This window comes from Tissierella sp. P1 (genome assembly GCF_002266425.1).
GTDB lineage: Bacteria > Bacillota > Clostridia > Tissierellales > Tissierellaceae > Tissierella > Tissierella carlieri.
In genome coordinates, this window is the sequence record NZ_NPMN01000003.1 from 63,288 (window position 1) to 87,000 (window position 23,713).

At 28.2% G+C, this 23,713-nt stretch carries 21 protein-coding genes; 18 read left to right on the plus strand and 3 right to left on the minus strand.

Going from position 1 to position 23,713, the window contains the following annotated elements:
- Positions 1 to 26 precede the first annotated feature (26 nt).
- From CIW83_RS02995 to CIW83_RS03050, 13 genes are all read left to right on the plus strand, one after another.
- Positions 27 to 653, plus strand: coding sequence for a hypothetical protein (locus CIW83_RS02995; RefSeq protein WP_094899304.1), 627 nt, complete (start codon positions 27 to 29; stop codon positions 651 to 653).
- 30 nt (positions 654 to 683) lie between these two features.
- The gene (locus tag CIW83_RS22595; RefSeq protein ID WP_201259648.1) at positions 684 to 1,547 is read left to right on the plus strand and encodes a type IV secretory system conjugative DNA transfer family protein; all 864 of its coding nucleotides are present in this window, start codon (positions 684 to 686) and stop codon (positions 1,545 to 1,547) included.
- 122 nt (positions 1,548 to 1,669) lie between these two features.
- Entirely contained in the window at positions 1,670 to 2,515 is an 846-nt protein-coding gene (locus CIW83_RS22600) for a type IV secretory system conjugative DNA transfer family protein (RefSeq protein ID WP_201259649.1), read from the plus strand.
- Between the two features lie 65 nt (positions 2,516 to 2,580).
- A complete protein-coding gene (locus CIW83_RS03005; protein ID WP_094899306.1) occupies positions 2,581 to 3,822 on the plus strand; it encodes a C39 family peptidase in 1,242 nt (413 codons plus the stop codon).
- A 104-nt stretch (positions 3,823 to 3,926) separates the two neighbouring features.
- Positions 3,927 to 4,280, plus strand: a complete 354-nt coding sequence (locus CIW83_RS03010) for a hypothetical protein (RefSeq protein WP_094899307.1) — start codon at positions 3,927 to 3,929, stop codon at positions 4,278 to 4,280.
- A 209-nt stretch (positions 4,281 to 4,489) separates the two neighbouring features.
- Positions 4,490 to 4,672 (plus strand): hypothetical protein, encoded by a 183-nt coding sequence (locus CIW83_RS03015; RefSeq protein ID WP_143598507.1) that lies wholly within the window; start codon positions 4,490 to 4,492, stop codon positions 4,670 to 4,672.
- Between the two features lie 58 nt (positions 4,673 to 4,730).
- Positions 4,731 to 5,771, plus strand: a complete 1,041-nt coding sequence (locus tag CIW83_RS03020; RefSeq protein ID WP_094899310.1) for a hypothetical protein — start codon at positions 4,731 to 4,733, stop codon at positions 5,769 to 5,771.
- Between the two features lie 266 nt (positions 5,772 to 6,037).
- Positions 6,038 to 6,235 (plus strand): hypothetical protein, encoded by a 198-nt coding sequence (locus tag CIW83_RS03025; RefSeq protein ID WP_094899312.1) that lies wholly within the window; start codon positions 6,038 to 6,040, stop codon positions 6,233 to 6,235.
- Between the two features lie 214 nt (positions 6,236 to 6,449).
- Positions 6,450 to 7,418, plus strand: a complete 969-nt coding sequence (locus CIW83_RS03030) for a hypothetical protein (protein ID WP_094899313.1) — start codon at positions 6,450 to 6,452, stop codon at positions 7,416 to 7,418.
- Positions 7,419 to 7,982: 564 nt separating this feature from the next.
- Complete coding sequence (locus CIW83_RS03035; protein WP_094899315.1) at positions 7,983 to 8,642, plus strand: hypothetical protein; 660 nt, start codon at positions 7,983 to 7,985, stop codon at positions 8,640 to 8,642.
- Positions 8,643 to 8,734: 92 nt separating this feature from the next.
- Positions 8,735 to 9,091 (plus strand): hypothetical protein, encoded by a 357-nt coding sequence (locus tag CIW83_RS03040; RefSeq protein ID WP_094899316.1) that lies wholly within the window; start codon positions 8,735 to 8,737, stop codon positions 9,089 to 9,091.
- 138 nt (positions 9,092 to 9,229) lie between these two features.
- Positions 9,230 to 9,706: an HD-GYP domain-containing protein gene (locus tag CIW83_RS03045; RefSeq protein WP_158219997.1), complete on the plus strand. Its 477-nt coding sequence runs from the start codon at positions 9,230 to 9,232 to the stop codon at positions 9,704 to 9,706.
- Between the two features lie 309 nt (positions 9,707 to 10,015).
- Complete coding sequence (locus CIW83_RS03050; RefSeq protein ID WP_094899319.1) at positions 10,016 to 11,380, plus strand: hypothetical protein; 1,365 nt, start codon at positions 10,016 to 10,018, stop codon at positions 11,378 to 11,380.
- A gap of 1,168 nt (positions 11,381 to 12,548) precedes the next feature.
- Here the strand turns inward: CIW83_RS03050 and CIW83_RS03060 are convergent.
- The gene (locus CIW83_RS03060) at positions 12,549 to 13,250 is read right to left on the minus strand and encodes a hypothetical protein (protein WP_094899323.1); all 702 of its coding nucleotides are present in this window, start codon (positions 13,248 to 13,250) and stop codon (positions 12,549 to 12,551) included.
- A 609-nt stretch (positions 13,251 to 13,859) separates the two neighbouring features.
- Between CIW83_RS03060 and CIW83_RS03065 the strand changes: the two genes are divergently transcribed.
- The 5 genes from CIW83_RS03065 (at position 13,860) to CIW83_RS03085 (ending at position 19,744) form a co-directional block, all read left to right on the plus strand.
- Positions 13,860 to 15,059: a DNA cytosine methyltransferase gene (locus CIW83_RS03065; RefSeq protein WP_094899325.1), complete on the plus strand. Its 1,200-nt coding sequence runs from the start codon at positions 13,860 to 13,862 to the stop codon at positions 15,057 to 15,059.
- Entirely contained in the window at positions 15,053 to 16,132 is a 1,080-nt protein-coding gene (locus CIW83_RS03070) for an HpaII family restriction endonuclease (protein ID WP_094899326.1), read from the plus strand. Before CIW83_RS03065 ends, CIW83_RS03070 begins: the two co-directional genes overlap by 7 nt.
- A 337-nt stretch (positions 16,133 to 16,469) precedes the next feature.
- Positions 16,470 to 17,327: an HNH endonuclease gene (locus tag CIW83_RS03075; RefSeq protein ID WP_094899327.1), complete on the plus strand. Its 858-nt coding sequence runs from the start codon at positions 16,470 to 16,472 to the stop codon at positions 17,325 to 17,327.
- 139 nt (positions 17,328 to 17,466) lie between these two features.
- Positions 17,467 to 18,258, plus strand: coding sequence for a hypothetical protein (locus CIW83_RS03080; protein ID WP_094899328.1), 792 nt, complete (start codon positions 17,467 to 17,469; stop codon positions 18,256 to 18,258).
- A gap of 262 nt (positions 18,259 to 18,520) precedes the next feature.
- Positions 18,521 to 19,744: a DNA cytosine methyltransferase gene (locus tag CIW83_RS03085; RefSeq protein ID WP_094899329.1), complete on the plus strand. Its 1,224-nt coding sequence runs from the start codon at positions 18,521 to 18,523 to the stop codon at positions 19,742 to 19,744.
- A 61-nt stretch (positions 19,745 to 19,805) separates the two neighbouring features.
- Here the strand turns inward: CIW83_RS03085 and CIW83_RS03090 are convergent, their stop codons facing one another.
- Together CIW83_RS03090 and CIW83_RS03095 are read right to left on the minus strand one after the other, a co-directional pair.
- Positions 19,806 to 21,329 (minus strand): hypothetical protein, encoded by a 1,524-nt coding sequence (locus CIW83_RS03090; protein WP_094899330.1) that lies wholly within the window; start codon positions 21,327 to 21,329, stop codon positions 19,806 to 19,808.
- Position 21,330: 1 nt separating this feature from the next.
- A complete protein-coding gene (locus CIW83_RS03095) occupies positions 21,331 to 23,448 on the minus strand; it encodes an ATP-binding protein (protein ID WP_094899331.1) in 2,118 nt (705 codons plus the stop codon).
- Positions 23,449 to 23,713 lie beyond the last annotated feature (265 nt).

The following is a 23,713-nucleotide window of genomic DNA, read 5'->3' on the forward strand; positions in this document are numbered from 1 at the left end:
AAAGTAGATTTCAGTGAGGTGTTTTAATGAAGATTCTAAATAAAAACAAAATAAAAAAACCTAAGAAAATAAAATTAAGCAAAAGAGAAGAAACAGCACAAAGAATAGTGAATGTTAAGGATATAAGGGATAAGTTTTTATATACGATGGATGGAAAAATAATATCCTATATTCAAATATCACCAATTGATACAAACCTATTTAGTAAAAGAGAAAAAATATCTATAACTAGGATTTTGACATCAGAATTAACTAGTGAAAGAAAAATTCTCAAATTAATTGCAGTACCTAGACCGATTGATATTTCTTCTTTGTTGCTTGAATATCAGACAATACTCTCTGAAACGTCTAATCAGAAGCAAAAAGAATTATTAAGGCAAGAGATGCTATCTATTAGTAGCTTTGCATTGTCTGGAGAAGTCGTTGAAAGACAAATATATATTATGCTTTGGGAGGATTATGAAGACGGAATAGAAAGGGATTTAATTAAAAGAACTATGGACATGGTAGGTAAGTTTGAGGCATCTGGTATTAGGGCAACTGTAATGAATGAAAGTAAGATTGTAAGGCTTTGTAATTTAATTAATAATCCTGCTTATGCGAATGTAGAAAGTACATCATATGAATCAACGATACCATTTCTTATTCAATAGTTAATCTAAATTTATCGAAAGGAGCAAGAAATGAAAAAGGGAAGAAAAGAGAAAATACAATCAGAATTAAATAATACATTGTTAAATATCATAACCCCTGTAGGACTAGAGTTTTCTAGAAATCATTTAATATTAGGGGAGAATATAGGAAAAATTTATGGTATTACTAAATATCCTCAAGATATTGAATATGGCTGGTTATCAAAGATAACAAATATTTCAAATACAATATGTTCCATTACCTTTGAACCCATAGACAGTGGTCTTTTTATAGAAAATATTTCAAGGAGCATATCTAGAAATAGAGGGATAGCAAATTCTGCTAAAGATCCATTGACAAGATCAAGGGCAGAAAAGGCAGCTGAAAATGGTGAAAAAATAATGAAAAAGATAGATCAGCAAGGTGAAGCAATTGGCAAAATGGGAGTAACTTTAATGCCTATTTCTAAAGATGAGGAAATATATAAAAAGACCTGTAGGAAAATAGAATCCAGGGTAACATCATTAAGTTGTAAAGTAAGAGGTTTATCAAATCTTCAGGAGCAAGGTTTCAAACATATGTCACCATTTTACTCTACAGAAGAGGAAGTAGAAAATATGATTAGTAAAATAGTACCTTTATCATCGTTTATTGGAGGTTTTCCATTTGCATCAAGTGGATATAACGATGGTAAAGGTTATTATTTTGCAAAAGATAGCTCAGGAGGACTTGTAGTTATTGATCCTTGGAAAAGGGAAGAAGATAGAACAAATACTAACTTTGTAATAATGGGAGTACCTGGTGTCGGAAAGTCAACGGCTGTAAAACATATTGTTCTAAGTGAATATATGAGAGGAACTAAGCTTATATTTATAGACCACATAGGGAGTATTGGGAACTATGTAAAAATCTAGATGGAGATTGGATAAATGCTGGTGGAGGAAGTAAAGGAAGAATTAATCCACTTCAAATAAGAACAGCTCCGAAAGACGATGATAACGATACAGAGAAACTTTATCAGGATGAAGGAAATGGTATGGGAGACATGGCACTTTATATAAAAAATCTTGAGATATTTTTCTCCTTATATATTCCAAGTCTTTCAGATAGACAGAAGGCTATACTTAAATCAGAAATAATTGAGTTATACAATAGATTTGATATATTTTGGGATACAGATATATCTAAACTGTCAAATACAGATTTCCCTATCATTAGTGATTTATATAATCAGATAGCAGAAAAAGCTAAGGATAAAAAAGGTTCATATTATAAAGATTATGATGACTTAAGTCTATTTTTAAAAGATATTGCAATAGGATCGGATTCGTTTTTATGGAATGGACATACATCAATAAAAGCTAATTCAAGATGTATATGTCTTGATACAAAAGACCTTCAGAATTCTCCAGATAATATAATTTCAACTCAGTATTTTAATATGCTTCAATGGGCATGGGAAGAAATAGTGAAAAATCCAAATGAAAGAGTCCTTCTAATCTGTGATGAGGCTTATTTAATGATAGATCCAAAAGTACCGCAATCACTAGTATTTTTAAGGAATGCTGCTAAAGGAGTAAGAAAATATGAGGGTGGAATAGCTATAATATCTCACTCAGTAGTAGACTTCCTTGATCCAGCAATTAAAATGTATGGACAACCATTGTTAGATTTAGCTACATTTAAAATAATCATGGGTACAGACGGACAAAACCTTGCAGAAACTAAAAAACTTTATAACCTAACAGATGCAGAGGAAGATTTAATTCTGTCAAAGAGAAGGGGACAGGCATTAATGATGATAGGCTCTAAGAGATTACAAGTACAGTTCGAAATACCTGATTATAAGTTTAAGTATATGGGAAGTGCAGGAGGAAGATAAAGGGCTAAATTAGCCCTTTATCTTTTAACTTTGCTAGTCAGTATGTAAAGAGAGGAGAGAATAGTTTGGGAGCTGCATTAGTTGCGTTTTTAAAAAGATTAGCTTTACAAGCTGTTATAGATGAAGAAACAAGAGAGAATTTAGTAATGATAGTTATTGCAATATTAGTGTCAGTAGTTATAATAGTTGTAACATTAGGTAGTCTTCCCTCAATATTAATTAATACTTTTGTCCAGAATATGTCTCAAGACATTAATGTTTTAGAGGATAAGGCAAAGGTAGCTGTATATCAGGATACTATTTTTATCGTTGATGAGCTTAATAAAGAATGGATTGAAGCAATGAGATCCGAGTATGATTATTGTGACGAGTTTGAAATTATATATAACTATAGTCTCACCTGGCAGGATTTAATAGCAATAGATTCAGTGCTACTTAAACAAGATTTTAGTAATATGAATCAAAGGAAAATAATAAACGTAGCATTAAAATTTTTAGTTAGAACAGTAACAGTGGAAGAATTTGAGGTTGAAGAAGATGTAGGTCATAACAGATATTGTGATGATGATTGTGACGAAGAACATATAAGACTTGTAACAAAGAAGATAGCTATTATTAGAATCGACACTAGAAATTTTGAAGATGTATTACCAGAAGTAGGTATAGTTGATGAAGAAGATACTTTGTTAGCATTAAATATATATAGTATGATTTCAAATATAGATATAGAAGGTAATTTAAATATTTATGATGATATAGATTTAACTGATTTACAAGAGTACCCTGAAGGCCATGCAAATCTACCTTATTATAATCAAACTGATGCAAGGTGGGGAAACAATTCCTATGGAAATACTACAATTCTTGATGGCGGATGTGGGCCAACTTCCTTAGCAATGGTTGTATCTGGACTAACTGGACAAAGAATTACTCCCGATATAGTGGCAGATTGGAGTTATAGAAACGGACATAGAGCAGAAGGTTCAGGTAGCTATTGGTCTTTAATGACTAAAGGAGGTAAAAACTATGGACTTAATGTTGAAGCCGTTAGTAGAAAAGATCCAAATTCTATAATTAAAGCACTTAGCGAAGGATATCCAGTTGTAGTTAGTATGGGTAAAGGACATTTTACAAGTGGTGGGCATTTTATTGTTTTAAGAGGAATTACCGCTGATGGAAAGATTCTAGTACATGATTCTGCGAGTGTAGAAAGAAGTAATAAGGAGTGGGATTTAAGTATTATTATGAATGAAAGTAGTACAAATGGTGGAACAAGTGGCAGTCCATTTTGGATATTTAGACCTTGATAGCATATAAGTTTTAATAAGTTTGTAATTCATGGTATGAGAAACGTAGATTATTACTCTTAGTAAATATATTGTGAAGCATGGATAGGAAGGAGGCATTTTTAGTGAAGCTTGTATACATTACTTTTCCATTAGGTACTAGAAATATAGATGAAGTTAAAGTTGATAAATATTGTAAATATGCTGTTGATAGAGGATTTTTACCTATTACATTAACTTTAGTAATTAAACAACTTGAAAAAGTCTGTGGTAATAGAAATGAATATTTAAATAAGCGGTTAGAATTGGTAAAAAGATGTGATGAAGTATGGATTTTTCAAGATGAAATTCTATACAATATGGTAGATGAAATAAGGATAGCTAAGCTTTTTAATATCCCCATTAGATATATAGAGTTAAAAAGGAAGATAAACAAAGAAGAGAAACTATTTAAATACAAAAAAAGTTTAAAAAAGTAAATGATATTCTTTATTCAGGAGATATATATAGACTTAGAAATGATTTTATTAATAATCTAGAATTTGAAATTGAAGTAGAAGAAGATTTATCAGAGATACAGAAGGAATATTTAATAGGAAAATTAAATTCATATCCTTTGACTTTTGGATATTTAGATAATGGATATAGGTATATCTGGAATTTAAATAATAATTTAAGGAATTATAGTTTGTATATAAGAACAATGTATTATATTAAAAGTCTAGAAATGGGAAATAGAAAAATGTTTCTAATGGAAAAGATGTTTAAATCTATAAAGCATGACAAACTTATTATTGAACATAGAAAACAAGATATTATTGAAAAGCTCTATAGAGATTTAGAATTTAAAAATAATATAACTGCAATATAAAGAACAGCAAAAGTTTTGCTTAACACTTAGTATAATTGAGAGGAGGCTTAAATAATAAATGTTATTATATTTATCTAGTAATGAGAATATAGAATTATTTGATTTTCTTATAGAGGAAAATGGGATGCTAGTAGAAAAATTATCTGGAGAGTTCTTATTAAAGAAATTTGTTGTGCATGATATGAGAAATCTTAGCCATTTTTCATATATAGCTATAGACTTAGAAGCTATAAAAGATTCGATAGAAGATATTATTGAAGGCATAAAGGCTTTTAAAACTATGTATGATGCAAGAATTATATTATTTACGGAGAAAACTGATGTTGAATATTTAAATAAAATAATAGACGAAGCTAATATATATAATATTGTTTCAGGAAAAACAATAGATAAAATCCAAAAGGAAATTAGAATATGTCTTGGGGAGCAAGGAATGTCGAAACACTATGCAAAGATGGCTGTGAATTTAGGTTATGATGAAAATCAAGGCATAGATAATAACTCAAATTTGCCATTGGCTCGAGAAAAGCCGATAAAGCAATTTGATACTAAAAATATTAAGATAATTGTATCAGGAGTAATGAATAGAATAGGAACAACCACTACAGCTATGAATTTAGCTGTTTTTTTATCTGAGCTGGGGGCAAGAGCTTCTTATACTGAAGGCAATGGAAGTAATCATTTAAGTACCATACATTCACATTTCTTTTTCAATAACCCTATAACCAATGCTTATTTTACAGGCGGAAAAGTTGATTACTATTTCCAAGGTAATATTCCAATAGATAATTATAACTTTAATATTATTGATATTGGAGTTTTAACGTCTAAGAATTTAAAGGTAACAGAAATAGGAGACATAAATATCCTTTGTGCAGGATCTAAACCTTATGAATTATCATACATGAACGAGGCATTAAAAATGATAAAAGAAATAGACAAATTCAATATAATATTACCATTAGAATCAAAAGAATATATAGATAAAATAGATGGGCTTAAAGATTTAAATATTCATTTTGCTAGGTATTCACCATTATTATTTGACAAAATTATAAATGCTGAAGTTTGGGAGAGTATTTTATTTGATTATTCATAAAGGAATGGTAGAAAGTATGATACTTTGTATTATTAATTATTATTTTATAAATGTAATTTAGTTATTGAAAAAATAATAAGAGAAATGAATATTAGAAATTGAATAATAAGTATGTAAGCGAATGGAAAAAAACGGAAGAATGATATATAATATTTAAAAGATTTATAATAATACATTAAATTTGGATAAAGGTAATTTATAGTATTAGGATAATGTGGAATTTAGCCTATTTGTATTTTGCCTATAAAATTGAAAGAGGATTTATTATGGAAGAATTAAAAGTCATTTTAGAAAAATTTGTAGAATCTGGCTGGGATTTAATATCTATTACCTCAAAGGGATATCTTGACGGAAATGGAACAAAAGAAGATTTAATCAAAGCAATAGAACAAGCAGATAAAGAATGTGGAAATTGTGGTTGTGAATTCGATTCTTTGCATAAGAAATTTATTCAATTAAAATAGTTATTATAATATAGGAATTATGAGGATAACCTAGATTTACAATATTATTATGAAAAGGATTGTTAGAAAAAGTAAGCATTAGCGACATACGACGTGAAATGATTAATATTAGAATAATTAAGACAGTCGGAAATACAACCAATAAGTAAGATTAGGCGACGTATGTCGTGAAAGTAATAGTTAGGCATAATTCTGCATATTACAGGGGGGGACTATGGTTAAGAATGAAGATAAAAGCTTAAAAGAAAGAAGAATACTAAATTTAATTTATAAAGAATCAGATTATCAAGTAGTCGAAGAATCAGAAGATCCTGATTTTAAAATCAAATATAAATATGAGGATAGAAAGTTTGGAGTAGAAATAACCGAATTTTACTTAAATGGTTCAAATGCTCGAATACGTAATATACCTATCTACTTTGAAGAAATTATGAATAATAGAAGGTATAGACATAAGGAGGACAAAAAAGTTTTAGAAGTAAAAGAATTAGAACTAATATCTTCTGATGGAAGTGTGGAACCTATAGAAGGAATAATGCAGGAGCTGCCAAGTTATGAAGAGTATAGCGATTTATTGGCTGATATGATAAACAATAAAAGCAATAAATATATAAATTATGATAAACAGTTATCACATATTAATTTGATAATTTATGATACAGAAAGAAGACTTAATTATATTATTAAGGAAGAGTTTTGTTTGTATGTTATGAAGAATAAACTTATTAAGGAACTAATTAGAACAGAATTTAGAGAAATCTTTTTAATAACAGCAATAGATTCTAAAGAATATTATTTTCCATTGAAACTTATATTTGTTTTGACAGAGTTATATAAGCTAAATGCATATATTAACAGTAATCCTCAATTAGTAAAAAGTGAAGAACATGAACTTCTAGTATTTGCATCATACTTGCACTCTATTGGTATGAAAAACATTGCATATATTGACAAAGAGTCAATTGAAATAATATCTAGTGGGTATGGAATCATTGTAGATGAAAATAATAAACTCACTATTCGCAACTATAATGATTATTCTATACCGAAAAATAGTGTAATATTTAACCCTGAAATAGAAAGTAGTAGTAAGTTTTCAAGTGAAGTACTTAATCATATTAATGAATTTTCTAGTGATAGTTATTTAGGTACTAATATAGGTTTTGAGGTGCTAAATGACTAATGAACTACGCCTAAACCAGCTAATGGTTGTCAAGGTTTTTTAAAAAAGCAGAATATAGTAAAAATAGGTATAGCAAATAAACCTATAATAAAATAGGTTTAAAAGATGCTACTGCAAGGTAATAGTCTATACTAACTAGTAATTTAAATCGAAAAATTTACCACTTTTTAAGATGCTATAGATAATTCTTAATAGTTTATTTGAGGTAGTAATAGCTACTTTGGAAGGCTTTCCTTCAGCAATTTTTTATCATATCTAGCATAGGTTTGAACAGCTTATACGACGGGGGCTGGGCCCCAACAATATATATGTTCTTTACCTAGTTTATATCTAGATTATATACAAAAAGCTTATACCAAGATTAAACTGGTATAAGCTAATAATACGAACAATGTATTTGTGTAAAGGTGCACGGGGGTATAAGCTTAGGGCATTGTGTACCACATCCCTTCACCTAGAGTAAAAATCCGCCAAGAAGAAGGTCTTCGAGTGTCCAGTTTAGAGACATCGCAAACACGAACCGTTAGGTGACATATCGTAATAGCTTATTAGGAGGAGAGAAGTTTGAAAGATGGATACAAAGAATTTTTTGATTACTTTAATATAAAAGAAGATGAAATAATAAATTATGGTCTAAATTCAGTAATAACTATAGATGAAACTATTGCTAAGGAAAATTGGGAGTTATTAAAAGGAAATATATTAAGTAATAAGCAATCTTTTATTAGAGGATATGGAAGAGATGCTACAGGAACAAAATTATTTACTGATTTATATATAAGCTTATTTAACAATTATAATATTGTAAAGGATCCAACTAATAATGCTAATCCTCAGAAACTAATTTATGAATTGACGGGTTTTAAAAGAAATAGGGATATTTTTAACTATCAGGTATCTCACATATTTGGCAGAACTAAAAATCCATTTGCGTTTTGTGCACCATGGAACATTATCTATATACCTAAAATTTTAGATCCTTTTACGGGCCATGAAAGTAAGGGGAAATTAACTGAAAAATTTACAAATGCTCTTAAGAATGTGGTTTATAATAAGTTCTCAAATATGATAGTGGAGTTTAATGAGATAGTAACTGACAAAGAAATGTTACAACTTAAAGACAATCATATTATGAGACTAAAAAAAGATAGAATAATAGAATTTAAAAGAATAGAACAATTTGAAAAAGATGTTGAGAATGAATTTGCACCAATTCTGATATAGACTTTAGTGTCAAGTACTTTGGAGAGGAAAAAAGCTTTACAAAAAGTTATAGAAGAAAAATCGTAAAAGTTCATGATCGATACTTTCCTACGTTGATTATTGAGGTAGATAATTATAGACTTTTACATTCTTTTGAAGCTATTGGAAGAGGACTTTATTTTCATAATTATAATAAACAGTTTACAGGTATATGTAATATAGTTCCTGTTTTTATAAGAGACAAAGAAAAGAATACAGAGTGGAATAATTTCTGCGATCTGTGCGTGAAATTAACGGAATCTGAGCGTAAGAATTGGACAATAAAAGGAGATAATCCTGACATTTTTAAATATCAATTTGGTAAAGAAGATGAAGTAGGCTGTCAAATGTTAATTATGACATTCTATAACAATTTAGAAGTGTATATTTCTTTTGCAAACTCCAAAGCTATCGATATTCTCAGATTTTAAAAATAGTATTAGTATGGTTTTGAGGGCCACATCCTTTTATTATTATATATTATAATTACTAAAATCAAATATTTCATTGATATACCGTATTATTCACAAAAGGATTTTACGGTATTTTTATGTCTGATTTCAAATATTTTGTATACAGCTGACATTATTTCTATAGATCAAGGAGGTGATACTATTTTAAATCCAATAGACTTATTACAAACAGACAATAGAGGTATAGATGTATTTCATTGTTTTAGAGTTGCTGAATTAGCTTTTAAGTTATGTAGTCAATTGGAAATAAGTAATGAAGAAAAAGAGGAAATAGTTTTATCAGCTGCTATGCATGATATAGGGAAAAGTAAAATAGATATATCCATATTAAATAAACCAGGAAAGTTGAATAACAAAGAATGGAATGAGATAAAACTACATCCTAAATATGGTGCAGCTATTGCTTTAATGATGGGATATAGTGTAAACATATCACAAAATATCTTGTATCATCATGAGAATAGTGATGGAACAGGATATTCTAAAGGATTAAGGGATGAAAACATACCATTAGGAGCCGCTATAATAAGAATCTGCGACAGTTACGATGCTATGAGAAATAAGACCATATAATCGTATAATGACGCATACTGAGGCTCTAGAGGAGTTGATAAAAGATAAAAAAATATATAGAAATAATATATTAGATGAATTTACAAAATTAGATCTAAATATGTTTCAAAAATATTATAAGTAGCTCATAAAGGACATTAAAAAAATGTCTTTTTTATTTTGCAAAACTAAAGGAGATATATAGTTTCATTGTTTTTGTAAATATTAGTCATAATAAATCTTATCATATATGATAGAGTGAAAGGCACTCGTGTGAGTGTCTTTTTTATACATGAATTTAGATAAATAAAACCAGAGGGGGAAATACGGATGAGTAATAATACAGGTTTTTCTATTAAAGAAGGTAGAATTAGTAAACAATATATAAATACAAACTTTGATTTTATAGATGCTTTAAATCAATATGCTGATTGTGAAACCCTAGGATTTTACATTTCATTTAAAAGATACATAAATAGAAAAAATAATACGAAAGAAAATCAGATAACCTACTCTCAAGCATATTTAGAAAAACAGCTTAATGTAGGTAGGACAAAATATTATAGGCATTTAAAGACTCTTTTTAATGTAGGGTTATGTGATGTAGAAAAAATAGTGGAAGTAAAATTTTTTATAAATTACAACTTGGAAGGAAAGGAAAATCCATCAGTTCAAAAATCAATAGTTTATTTTAGTACTCTAGAAAATATAGATATTTCACTCAAGAATAATTTAGAAAATCTTATAAATGAATACTATCCAGAGATTCCCAAAGAATTAATAAAAATTATTGATGTTGTAAATAAGACGTTTTATATATTTCACGACTGTCCTCCAGTAGATGTATTAGAAGAAAACAATTATAAATTTGTAGCTTATAGGAATTGGGATATTGTTATGAATAGATTTTCTAGCAGTAAAAATGTTCAGAATGATAGTACTACCCCATCTTCACAAAATGAGAAGGTGGATAATTGTAAAGATGAAATAGACCCACCTTCACAAAATAAGAAGGAGGGTGCTTCTCAAAACAAGAAGGACCCACCTTCTCAAAACAGGAAGGTTAATAATATAATAGAATTAAATAATAATATAATTGAATCATCTAATAGTATAATTAATCAATCAATCATGGATATGGATGAAAAAAAAGAAATAGATAAGAACAATGAATTTGATAAAAAAGATGTATTGATTGATTTAGATAAGCAAATAAAAAAGAAAGGATTTATTCCTTTTGAAGATTTAGTCAATGATCTTGGACTTAATAACAAACAATGCTATAGTTACCCTTATGATGATTGGGTAGAGGTTGTTAAAAAAGCTATTTATGAAATGTACTATTTTGATGACACTAGAATTAGAGGTAGAAATGTAAGTAGATTTGATGCTATTAGCAAATTACAGAATCTTAATTATGACATGATTATTTCTACAATTGATAATGTTATAGAAAGTAGTAAAGAACAAGAAATCAGTTATCCATCCGCTTTTATCAAAAGCACTCTATACAATGAAATTAGTGAATATTCTGCGAAAATCCAAGCTATGGTTAATTATGATTTATCCCAAGAAAGAAGGACAAGGTTTCATAATTTTCAGCAAAGGTCAGATAAATATGCTGATGAAGAGCTGGAAGATATAGCAAGAGGGAAAAGAGAGACTTATCATGAAAGATTAGAAGGAAAAGCATAAGCAATAATATAAATTTTGATATTATAATTGAAGATGACATAGCATATTGTGCTTTAAACGAAAGTTGCATTTATAAGTCAAAAACTAAGATTAATAATAAGTATCCTTGTAATTATGCTGATACTGATATAGCTGCATATTATTTGTATCATACAGGAGAAGAACCTGTACCCATGTGTTTAATAAATGAGGGAGATGACAATTCTACAATATATTAGATAGAGATCTTTAATTTATTTTACCTGAAGGAGTAACTAGGTGTTTTATTTTTTCTATAAACAATATATATTCCACATCTATACTGTTACTCAAAATTAATATTTTATAATATTAATGGGTTGTGAAATAAGGTTGGAAGGTGGGGTATTATGAGATGGCGTTAAAATGAATTAATCTATACTTTAGGCTTATTAAAAGAGCATAAAACAAATAGCTCATATCTAACGATGCACTTATAAGATGTCATTTAACTGTTTTTTCACATAAAAATTCTTTGCTTTTAGCATAAATAATAACTTTTGATAATCTCCATCCTCCACCCAATTCACTAATATTGCCATATTGATTGAAAGGTAATACGTATGAACCTCTATAATTAATTTTTAAGTCTGATATATATGTTTATAGCTTGTATTGTTCAAAGGCAGAGAAACTCAAAATTCTTATATCTAATAGTATTTAATTATAGGCTATTCTTCTGTGGTTTTGCGGTTGGCTCTAATTCTTATAAATATAAAAAATCTCCAAGATAATATTCTTTCCTGAAGATTTTTTTATAAGAATCTAATAAACGAAGAGAATATTAAAAATCAATTAGATATCAGTCTTAATATATTACTTCTAGATAAATTATTAAGCTTTAAAACGATCTTATGTTGTAGCTCAAAATAGTATATTTAATAAGAAGATAAGCTAAACTTGATAAAGATCCATTTATAAATGTAACTTAACTTTTAAGATTGTCATTTAAAAACAAATAAATTGCTAATGCCACTAAAGCATATATAAATATATTTGTCGGTAACAAAGGTATTTCGAAACCTAAATTCTTACTATCTCTATAGATTTTTAAAAATCGTTCAGCAGTATAGATTATACTCGCTAACAAAAATGCAATAATTCCATATTTTTTATTATTCATTTTCTATTACCATCTTATATTTATCATTTATCTATTTACACCAACTGGATATTCAACTTTCTTAGGTCGATGTGCCAAAACATCAACATTTTTATCAAATACTTCTTCGGTTTGGAAACCCCAATTTCCTACTTTTACTTGATATACGTCGATTTTCTTTAGGACAACCTTGTATTTATCAAATCCTACTGCAAGATAGTAATCACAAACATTAAATCCCTTATTTAACAAAGAATCATGGAATGCATAAGTTTCAGATTGTTGGACAGTAACAGTTAATGAGCCTTGTGCATTTAATCCAAATGATTTATTTACAGCTTCTTTTTGGTTACTGTCAACTGAACCTTCAAAACTGATTGATCCAGAAGTTTGGACTGTTTTTGTTGTTGTAAAAGTTTTTCCTAAAGGAACAGAACAAATAAATTTATCGTTTATTTTTGATTTAGAGTTATGTTGTATTATTTGGCTATAATCATATCTATAAAGTGAATATAAATAAGTTCTATCGCCACTCATTACACTTTTTGAATTTAGTTTTTCTTCATCAAAAAATTTAACTTCTGCCGTTGTGTCAATTGGCGTTAAATATTCAATCATTGTATTTCCTTCCGCATCAACTGACTCTATACGCGTTGTTCGTTGGTTAGATGTTGGCGGGGCAGCAAATGCAGAAAGAGATGAAGAAAATAGTATTGCAATAATCATAGTTATAACCGAAAATTTTTTCATAAATAAATACCTCCATTTTAATTTTATAATATTAGGAACATAACTACTTACTTGATTCTAAACTCCACCTCCTTTATCTAGATATTAACCTAAAAATTTTCATAAATATGTCTCTCTAAGTTGTAAATAATTTTATTTAAACCTAATATAACATAAATGAAATGAAAATTTAGGATAAAGACATGTATCATTATTTGGCTTTAGAAGCTTACAAGTACTATAGCATAAATGAAATGTCGAAGTTCGCTGAATTGTGAAATGAATATGTTAAAGTTCTGAAATATATTTAAAAACGAAAATTGCTAGTGCCACTTCAAATAAATTCTAAACATCTTCCACTTTTAAGGATGGAGATTATATATTATACTATTTTTTTATTAGGAGCCTTTACTAGTAGAGAAAGAGAAATAAAAATACAGTGGCATATCTAAAGGCTTGCATATATAATTCTATTCATGAAATGAGCTTAGATATTGATAGTGAACTAAGGTATAAGGGATTAATATGATAAATTAAGGGGGATTGAAAATAAGTTAGTTTTATGCATATAATGGAGTGAGCTCTATTAAAATGGAAAAAAATTAGTATTAAGTATAGGATGGTGTCAAAATGAAAAAGTATTCAGAATTATTAAAAAAACTACAATCTAAAATAGATGAAGAAAATAACTTCAAATTAGCTGTTATAACACATTATTTACAAAATAGTAATAATAATGCTTCTTTCTACTATAGAGATAAGGCATTACAAATTTTAAAGGAAATGAATTTTAAGATAGATTTAGAAAACTTTAATTGGGATGTTCCTTTTCCACCTGTTGAAAATAGTAAATTTACTTTTATAGATTTATTTGCTGGGATAGGTGGCATGAGAATAGCTTTTCAAAACTTGGGAGGGAGATGTGTATTCTCAAGTGAATGGGAAAAACATGCAAAGATTACATATCAAATAAACTTCGGAGAAGTTCCATTTGGAGATATAACGAAAATAGAAGAAAAAAACATTCCTGATCATGATGTGTTGGTTGCAGGGTTCCCATGCCAAGCATTTTCAATAGCTGGTAAAAGAGGCGGGTTTGAAGATACAAGAGGTACACTCTTTTTTGATGTTGCAAGGATAATAAAAGAAAAAAAACCTAGAGCATTTTTATTAGAGAATGTAAAGGGGTTAATTAACCATAATGGTGGAAAAACATTAAATACGATTTTAAATACATTAAGAGAAGATTTAAATTATTATGTCCCTGAACCAAAGGTAATAAATGCAAAAAACTTTGGAGTTCCGCAAAATAGAGAAAGAATATTTATAGTCGGATTTAGAAAGGATATTGATGCTAATAATTTTGTATATCCCTCGCCTATTAATAAGAAAACAACTATTGCAGATATAAAAGAGGAATCTGTTGTTTCAGCGAAATATTATTTATCTACACAATATTTAAAAACATTAATTGAACATAAGAAAAGACATGAATCAAAGGGAAATGGTTTTGGTTATGAAATATTATCAGACGATGGAATTGCAAATGCTATTGTAGTAGGCGGTATGGGTAGAGAGCGGAACTTAATCATAGATAATAGATTAACTGATTTTACACCAGTAACACACATTAAAGGTGAAGTAAATAGGGAAGGTATAAGAAAAATGACACCAAGGGAATGGGCAAGATTACAAGGATTCCCAGACATATTTAAGATTGAAGTTGCGGATACTCATGCCTATAAGCAATTTGGTAATAGTGTAGCTATTCCGGCTGTACAAGCAACTGCGAAAGAAATATTAAAAATTTTAGAGGTGGAGAAATGCTAACAGGAAATAAAGGGGAATGGTCAGAGGTATATACATTTTTTAAGTTAATGGCAGAAGGTAGACTTTATGCCGCTGATGCAGATCTAAACAAGATTGAGAGTATTTATTATCCTATAATAAAAATATTAAGAAATCAATTAGATAACAATTTAGAGTATATTAGAAATGGTGTAATTAGATTGGTAAATGGGACAACAGGAGAGGAAGTTTTAAATATCGAAGTAGCAGAATTTGCTGAAAATGCAAATGTTTTGTTAAACAGAATTCGAAATTCAACTGGTGCTTTTTCTGTACCAGATATACAAGATTTTCTCGATAAAATAAACTGTGATAAACTTAAAGCATCTTCGTCAGATAAGAGTGATATAACTATTGTGGTACACGATTTTAATACTGGAATGAATCCAGAACTTAGATTTAGCATTAAATCAAGACTTGGAAATCCTTCTACACTACTTAATGCCTCTTCTGCAACAAATTTCATTTATAAAATAAAAGGAACGTTAACTGATGAAGAAATAAGTATGATAAACTCATTATCTTCTCATTCAAAGATTAGGGACAGGCTATTAAAAATTGAAGAAAAAGGGTGTACTTTTGAGTTTCTGAAGGTGGAGAAGGAAATCTTTAACTTAAATATGCAATTGATAGATAGCAATTTGCCTATTATCATTTCACATATATTACTTTATTACTATAAAGGAGTTGCTAATAAGCTTTCAGAATTAATAGATATAGTTCAAGCTGCTAATCCTTGTAACTATCAGCTTGAATATAATCACAGCTTCTATCATTATAAGTTCAAAGCATTTATTACGGATATTGCATTAGGTATGACACCAGCATCAGTATGGAATGGTGTATACGATGCTAACGGTGGATACATTGTAGTAAAAGAAAATGGTGATGTACTTTGTTATCATATTTATAATAGAAATGAATTTCAAGATTATCTTATTAAAAATACAAAACTAGAGACACCGAGTAGTACAAGACATAAATTTGGTGAAATTTATAAAGTAAATGATGAGCTTTATTTTAAGTTAAATCTTCAGATTAGATTTATAAATTAAAAACTATTCTTAGATATGATTACAACAGATGGTAGGCTTAAGAAAGATGTAAAGATATTGATAGGGAGAGAGAAATAAGAAAGAATTTAATATATCTAAATACTTATATGTTATTTTCTTAATAAGAAATAAGATTAATTAGATAAGTTTGTTTTTAAGATTTTAAAATTAAATTATTTATTCTTATTCATAGGCAAAAAAACAAATATTTATGATTATAAGTAGTGTATCATAATAAAATTACAAAATGCTAGAACAGAATATTAATAAGAAGTTGATACTTTGATACTTAATTATAAATTGTTGTAATAATTATGAATTCTAGAGGGGGATGCTTATGACAAAAAAGTATTATAAAAGTAATCCAGCAGTTAGATTTGCACTATGGAAAGTATATGATTGTAGAGAATACTATTATGGTGAACCGTTAGATTTTGCAGATTTAGAGGTTGATCATATAATTCCTGAATCCTTAGCAGAAAATCCGACTAAGTATAAAGAATATCTAAATTTAATTGGCTTAAATGAAGATTTTGAATTGAACAGTATTTTAAATTATGTGCCAACAAGAAAATATATAAATATTAGGAAAAGTAATAAATTGCTACCTCCGCATGCAGCTGCAATAGCATTAGGAGATGCAATGAAAAAGGCTGATAAAGTCGAGAAGATTATAAATCTTTTTAATAAGAATATTGAAATGAATGAGATTATAACACATATAAAAATTTCATTTAATAGTGAACAAGATATAGAATCCATTTATGATAAATTGACAGATGATATGGCAGAATTCGAAAATAGGAAATATGTAAATAAAGATGATATATTTAGACCTTATGAATATAGTGTAAAAAGAATTAGCTTAAGTGGATTTTTGCCATCCTTTAGGGATAGAGATGCAAGCTGTATGTTTTTATTTAGAACTATTTCAATTAGAGGATGTATGATAACTTTAGATAATATTCAAATAGTAGAACAGTTATTTAAAGGAATAAAAACTAATCCTCAATATAGTTTAAGAGGATTTATATGTCATCCTTCTAATAAAGGAGAGTATTATATTCAATTAGGTAACAGTAGATTTATTCTTAATAAAGAAGAAACGTATGAGTTATGTTCAATTGTAGATGATTTTACGGAAGAATATATAGATTCATTGGTCGAAGTTGAAGAAAAGTTAGAAACGAACTAATTTTAAAAAAACTAAAAAAGGAGGATATAAATTAATTAAGATCAGTATAGAATTATGGAGGAACATAGTTTATTTTATTTCAAATAATGATGAATGTAGTACTAAAGGGGAGTGGAGTATTTTTGAACCTAATGAATATATGATAAAAGTATACACTAAAAACCACCAAAGATATGAAAATGGTTATCATACTATATTGCATCTAGAGAGAGAAGATTATAGACTGTTTGACAATTACAGAACTCCAGATAATGAAGTATGGATAGTGTGGAAACCGCACTTTACCATACATAGTAATAATGATATTGATAATATAAGCGAAAATAAAAATTGGACTCCACGAGTAGCTTTTAAATGGTTAACAAAGGAACTTATACCAAAAGTTATCTATGAAAATACAGTACCATCTAATTTTTTAGGAAAACCAAGAATAACTTATTCAGAGTTTTTAAAGAATTTTGATATAAATCATTATATATATACAGATTTTGCTTATATAATCAATATTCAAGATATCTTAAATAAATCTGATCTTTTAGAATCTATAGAACATATGCAAAGCTTTTTCTCAGTATACGAAGATATATTTTTGAAAAAAGAAGATATTAATAATATTTATATCGCATTACTTAAAATTTTAAAAAACTGTGAAAATGTTAATTTAGGATATATAACTGGTAATCTAGGATTTACTAGAGCAAATAGTTATGATAAATTAATTGAAGATATTAAGAAATATGTTAATGAAATAAAAGATAGTGTAGTAGGAAGTTTTACTGTTGATACTACTTTAAGGTGCATTGTTGTGAGTTTAAGAGATTTTAAATGCTCTCTTTCAACTAATCAAATACAGGATATTTGTTATTTGCTTGAACCATTAATTGAAGTATATAATAGGGAGACTTTGCTTAAAAAAAATACTAGTTATTAAACTTAAATCAATAATATGTGAAAGAAGTATTTATATGCTTTACAATCAATACAAGGCTTACTAATTGTAGGTCTTATTTTTATATATAAAATTAGTTTTATTAATATATTTTATATTTAAGTTAGAGAGAAAAGTTTAAAGAGATTTATAAAAATCAACGTAAACACTAAGTAGTAACAAGGAGGACTTATATTAATTAAATCAAAAATATTGACAATACTAACAAAAAATGTTAACCTGGACAATGAGAGGTGATTTTGATATGAAAGCAATAGATTTATTTGCAGGTGCAGGTGGTTTATCAGAAGGATTTAGACGAGCAGGATTTGACATTGTTGCTCATGTCGAAAAAGATTTTACGGCATCTCTTACTTTAAAGACTAGGGAAGCTTATTATTATCTAAAGGATAATAGTAAAATGGATATATATATAAAATATTTGTCAGGCAAAATTAGTAGACAAGAACTATATGAAAATATTCCTGAGGAAGTTTTGAATAAAGTAATAAATCAAGAAATATCAGATGAAACTAACGATGAAATATTTAATAAAATCGATAAACTATTGAATGGAGAGCCTGTGCGGATAATTTTAGGTGGCCCTCCATGTCAAGCATATTCACTTGTTGGAAGAAGCAGAGATCCTAATAGAATGAAAAATGATCCTAGAAATTATCTTTACAAACAATATTTAAAATATATAAGTAGGTATAGACCAGAAGTCTTTGTTTTTGAAAATGTATCAGGATTATTATCTGCAAATAATGGAGTAATATTTGATAGTATTCAAAATGACATGAGAACCTTAGGTTATAATATAGATTATAGATTGTTAAATTCAAGAGACTTTGGGGTGCTTCAATCTAGAAGAAGAATTATTTTAATAGGGTGGATAGATGATTTGGATTTTCAGTATCCAGATTTTAATGTTATAGAAAATGAATATACTATAAAGGACCTATTTCTAGGTCTGCCTAATATAAATGCAGGTGATAAAATAGATTTTGAGGAAACTCAAATAGAAATAAATAATTGTCTAAAAGAACTTCACATAAATAATGACTTTAATTATATTACACAGCATATAGCAAGACCTAATAATAAACAGGACTTAGAAATATATAGACTGTGTGTAGATACTTGGGATAGAGAGAGCAGACAGTTAAAATATAATGAGTTGCCAGAAAATTTGATTAGTCATACTAATAAAAAGATATTTTTAGATAGATTCAAAGTTGTTCCGTATGAAGGGATCTCTCATACTGTAGTATCTCATATTTCTAAAGATGGTCATTATTATATTCATCCAGATATTAATCAAAATAGGTCTATTACTGTTAGAGAGGCAGCTAGAGTTCAGTCATTCCCAGATGATTATTATTTTGAGAGTTCTAGGACCGCCGCATTTAAGCAGATAGGTAATGCAGTTCCACCTTTAATGGCAGAGACTATTGCAGAATCAATAAAAGAGGTTTTAGATGAATAATATTAAGGATACTATATAGCCTCTGAAATTCAGAGGGCTATCATTATCTTTTGATCATATTCTATAAATTTATTATTCCTACTCTCGATATATAGGTTGATAATTTATGTTTGATTTCAGTTAGAAACAATTCCCTAAATGAAAAAAGTTTATTGGCTTCAGGTATGCGATCTTTAGACTCATAAGTAATATAATGAAAGTTAAATGCTATTTTCACAATTTTGCCATCTACATTTATTTCTGGTGTACAATAGATGTCATCAGTATTATTAATTTCAAAGTAATATGGATTTTCTATCATAATTCCAAATAATAGACGTACTTTTTTTAGCTTATTTTGGGCATAATCACAAGAAGAAGAAATATCTAAATTTATCAAGCTAAAATTATTAATATCTATATCCTTTACATTTTTAAACATGAATTTACTTAATTCTTCTAGCATTTCTCCATCTTCAACCTTGTATATGGAACCAGGCTTTTTAAGATCATTAGAAGCCGCTCTTTCACATAAAAATTTGAAATTGCTAGTTCCGAGATATCCTAAATATTCACTGTATAGTTCTTGACAGATTCTTTTGTATGGTTCTTCTTTTATCGCAGAAAAACTTCCAAAAATTTGGCATTCAGCATCGTTTCTTTTAACAATAAATTTTTTATTAGGTTTTGAAATCGAAAAGATATCGCCTTCTATATTTTTCATTATTGCGGGACTATTAATAAAACTAAATCTACTTTCATCTATATTTATTTTCATTAAATGATTTGATAGTTCATCAGGTAACATTAGATTTAAAGAGTACATAGCATTTATAATATATTCTTTAGCTGTTGGTTCTAAAGATTGTCCAGCATTAGCTGATGCTAAATGTTGGATTAATGTTTTTATGTTATTATCCCAAGTACCATCTATTTCTGAAACGTTAGCAATGTTGGTTACTAGCTTATGAGCAGATGTTTTTGCTATATTCTCCCACATGAGAAGAATACAAAGAGCATTGGCTTCTTTTAATTTTTCATCTATATCAAGTATTAGCTCTTCAACAGCATTTTCCTTTATCTGGATTGTGTCTATAGTATTATACATTCCTAAATTCTGGAGTATACTTAAAACCTCATCCTTAATTTTTTTACTAATTTTACTATTTAATTCAGTTGCTATTTCTTGATAATATTTGTTCTCCTCAGCAGTTACTTTTATATATTTGTTTTTTTCCATATTAACTATTAGATATGGTTGTGGAATATCAGTTAATTTTGAAAGTTCATTTTTGAAACTCTCCAAGTATTCATTATCGTGCTTACTCCATATAAACAGAATATAGGGTCCATTTTCTTTAGAAATTGAATATTTTAATAGTGTGAAAAGATTAGCATTTATAGTATGTGAATCAGTAACAGCTGAAAAACGCATATCTAGGATTACTAGCCTTATACCTTTTAGGGGATGTTCTGGTTTAGTATCTACATTTCCATTCCAATAAATTGTAAAAATTCCATTCTTAGAAAGTGCTTGGATAACAGGTAGTGCTTCATCGTAATTATCATCTATTATAAGTACCTTATCAACAATACTATTGTTCATTTTAATCCTCCTTAAATGAAAGTGCAATTATTGCCCCGTGTTTATATTCATCTGGTAGCTGTAAATCATTAAATTCTGGGAAAAAGAGCTGTCCACCGTGTTGTTTCATTATTTCGCTTGCTAGGTGAAGCCCTAAACCCATGCCGCCAGGCTTATCAGTTATAAAAGGACTAGTTGCTACATCCGTAGGAATTGTGAAACCTTTTCCATTATCAGCAATAATTATACTTATATATCCTGCAATATCTAAAGTAATATCGAAACAAATCTTTTTATTAGGTATATCAGCATAATGGAGCCACCATATTGAATTATCTATAATATTAATAATACTGCTCACAATAAGATTTTCATTGCCTTTTATTGTGTAATTATTTTCATTGTTTAAATACTGTTTGTCTACTGTGATTTCATGGGCAGATAATCTAAAATCGACCATGAATAATGACTGTTCTATTGTTTTTTTTAGGTTAAATAATCTTATTGATTTAGATTTAATCACTGAAGCATAACCATCAGTCAATGTACCTAAACGTTGGACTAAAAGCTTAATATGCTCTGATGTTTGCTCAGCAGCTACTGCATAATTAAGTTCAGAAATTATTTTATCTATCTCATGTAAAACTATACTCATACTTAAACCAGCACTTGAACTTTTTTGATATATCTCAGTAATATGCTTGTAATCTTTTTCAATATTATTTAAACATCCGAATATTTCATTTTTTAACTTTTCATCTGAAATATTTTTCTTTACCTTTTCTTTTAATAATTCAACTTGTGCAACTACAGGCTCTGACTTTGATGTAGATCCATAGTATTTTTTTAAATATTGCTTGTCTAAAGCACGGTCCCTTTCAAATTTTTGAACTGCAAAAAGAATGGCCTCTTTGAACGTATTGTAGGCTGAATCTTCAATGAAACCTTCTCGGTTTGTCTTTTCTCTTAAATCGTAGCTTTCTTTACGATTTAGATTAACACTTCCTAGAACTAAATTATTACTTATTTTATCTCCAGGAGCATTTACACGGCTTTTACCTAGACCTAGCCAATCATGATCCGTGGAGGAGTATATTTTTATATTATCTCTATAAACGAATATACCACCATTTTCAGTTAAATAAGACCTTAATCCTTTTATATCATTTACACCCATTTTTAAAATAGATGAATCTAAGTCAAAACTCAACAACTCTATTTCAACATCACCTATTTTATGATTATCCAAGTTTATGGGTTCAAGTTCCTTTCTAACTTTTCCGTTTTCAAGTTTTCTTCTAACTTCGTTAATCATATTAATTTCTTTAATAGGGTTTACTCTTTTATCAAGTCTATTCATTGAGTTCCAAGGCATGAATGTATATTCATAATTTTGGATTTTGTCCCCTGATAGCGACATTTTAGCTTTAAACAGCGCATAATCTTTTATATCATCAAATTCAATTAAATCTTTTAACCATTCTTTTTTATCAATATCAAAAATAATATTGAAAGAATCTATTGATTCAAATGGAGAATTTAAAGAAATAATTGAACGATATAAATCCCTTACTTTACCACGAGACCAGTTTGATTTTAATTTTTCTATAATAATTTTAGTACCTGTACAACTATTATTTAAAAAGTTTTGTGTAGGATTTCGTCCTACTATTTCAATAGGAACATCCTCTAAATATTTATTAGAATCAAAAGATGTCCAATCAATTTGCAAATAAACCTCATCATTATTTTCAGCACGAGTTATTAATGTGATTTTATTGCCTAATTTATGAACCCCAAATCTTCCAATTCCCTTTTCTCCCATAGGTAATCTATTTAATTTGCTGCGTATATTCTTTTCTATCATTTCTTTTAATTTTTTTTCTTTATTATCTGTGCCTGGTTCCATCCAACTGTTTTTGACTGTACTTAAGGACATTCCATCTCCGTTATCCTCTATAATGATGACACCAGATGACGGATTATCTAAATTTTTCATAGTTATTTTAACATCTTTAGCATCAGCATCATAAGAATTTTTGATAAGTTCTAAAACAGCAATATTTTCATCTTTTATTAACTGATCTCCTAATTGTGACATAAGTCTAGCCCTTGGTCTAAATACTACAGATTCAGTCATTTTAACCCTCCTTTAAACTAAAAAAATGTAATAAGCAAATTTTCCATTTCTACTTAATCTAGTTTTTCTACTTATAAAATAACACTTAAAAAACATCAATCCCTAGTATTTTTTATCTTCTAAATAACTTCTTGTATAGCATAATCTGAATAATGTGTATTTCACATTTTCCATGTAATTCCAAAACCTGTCATATGGATGCCAGATATTTCCATATAAATAAACAAAAAAATAATTAAAAAATACATTCTTAAAAAAGAATGAC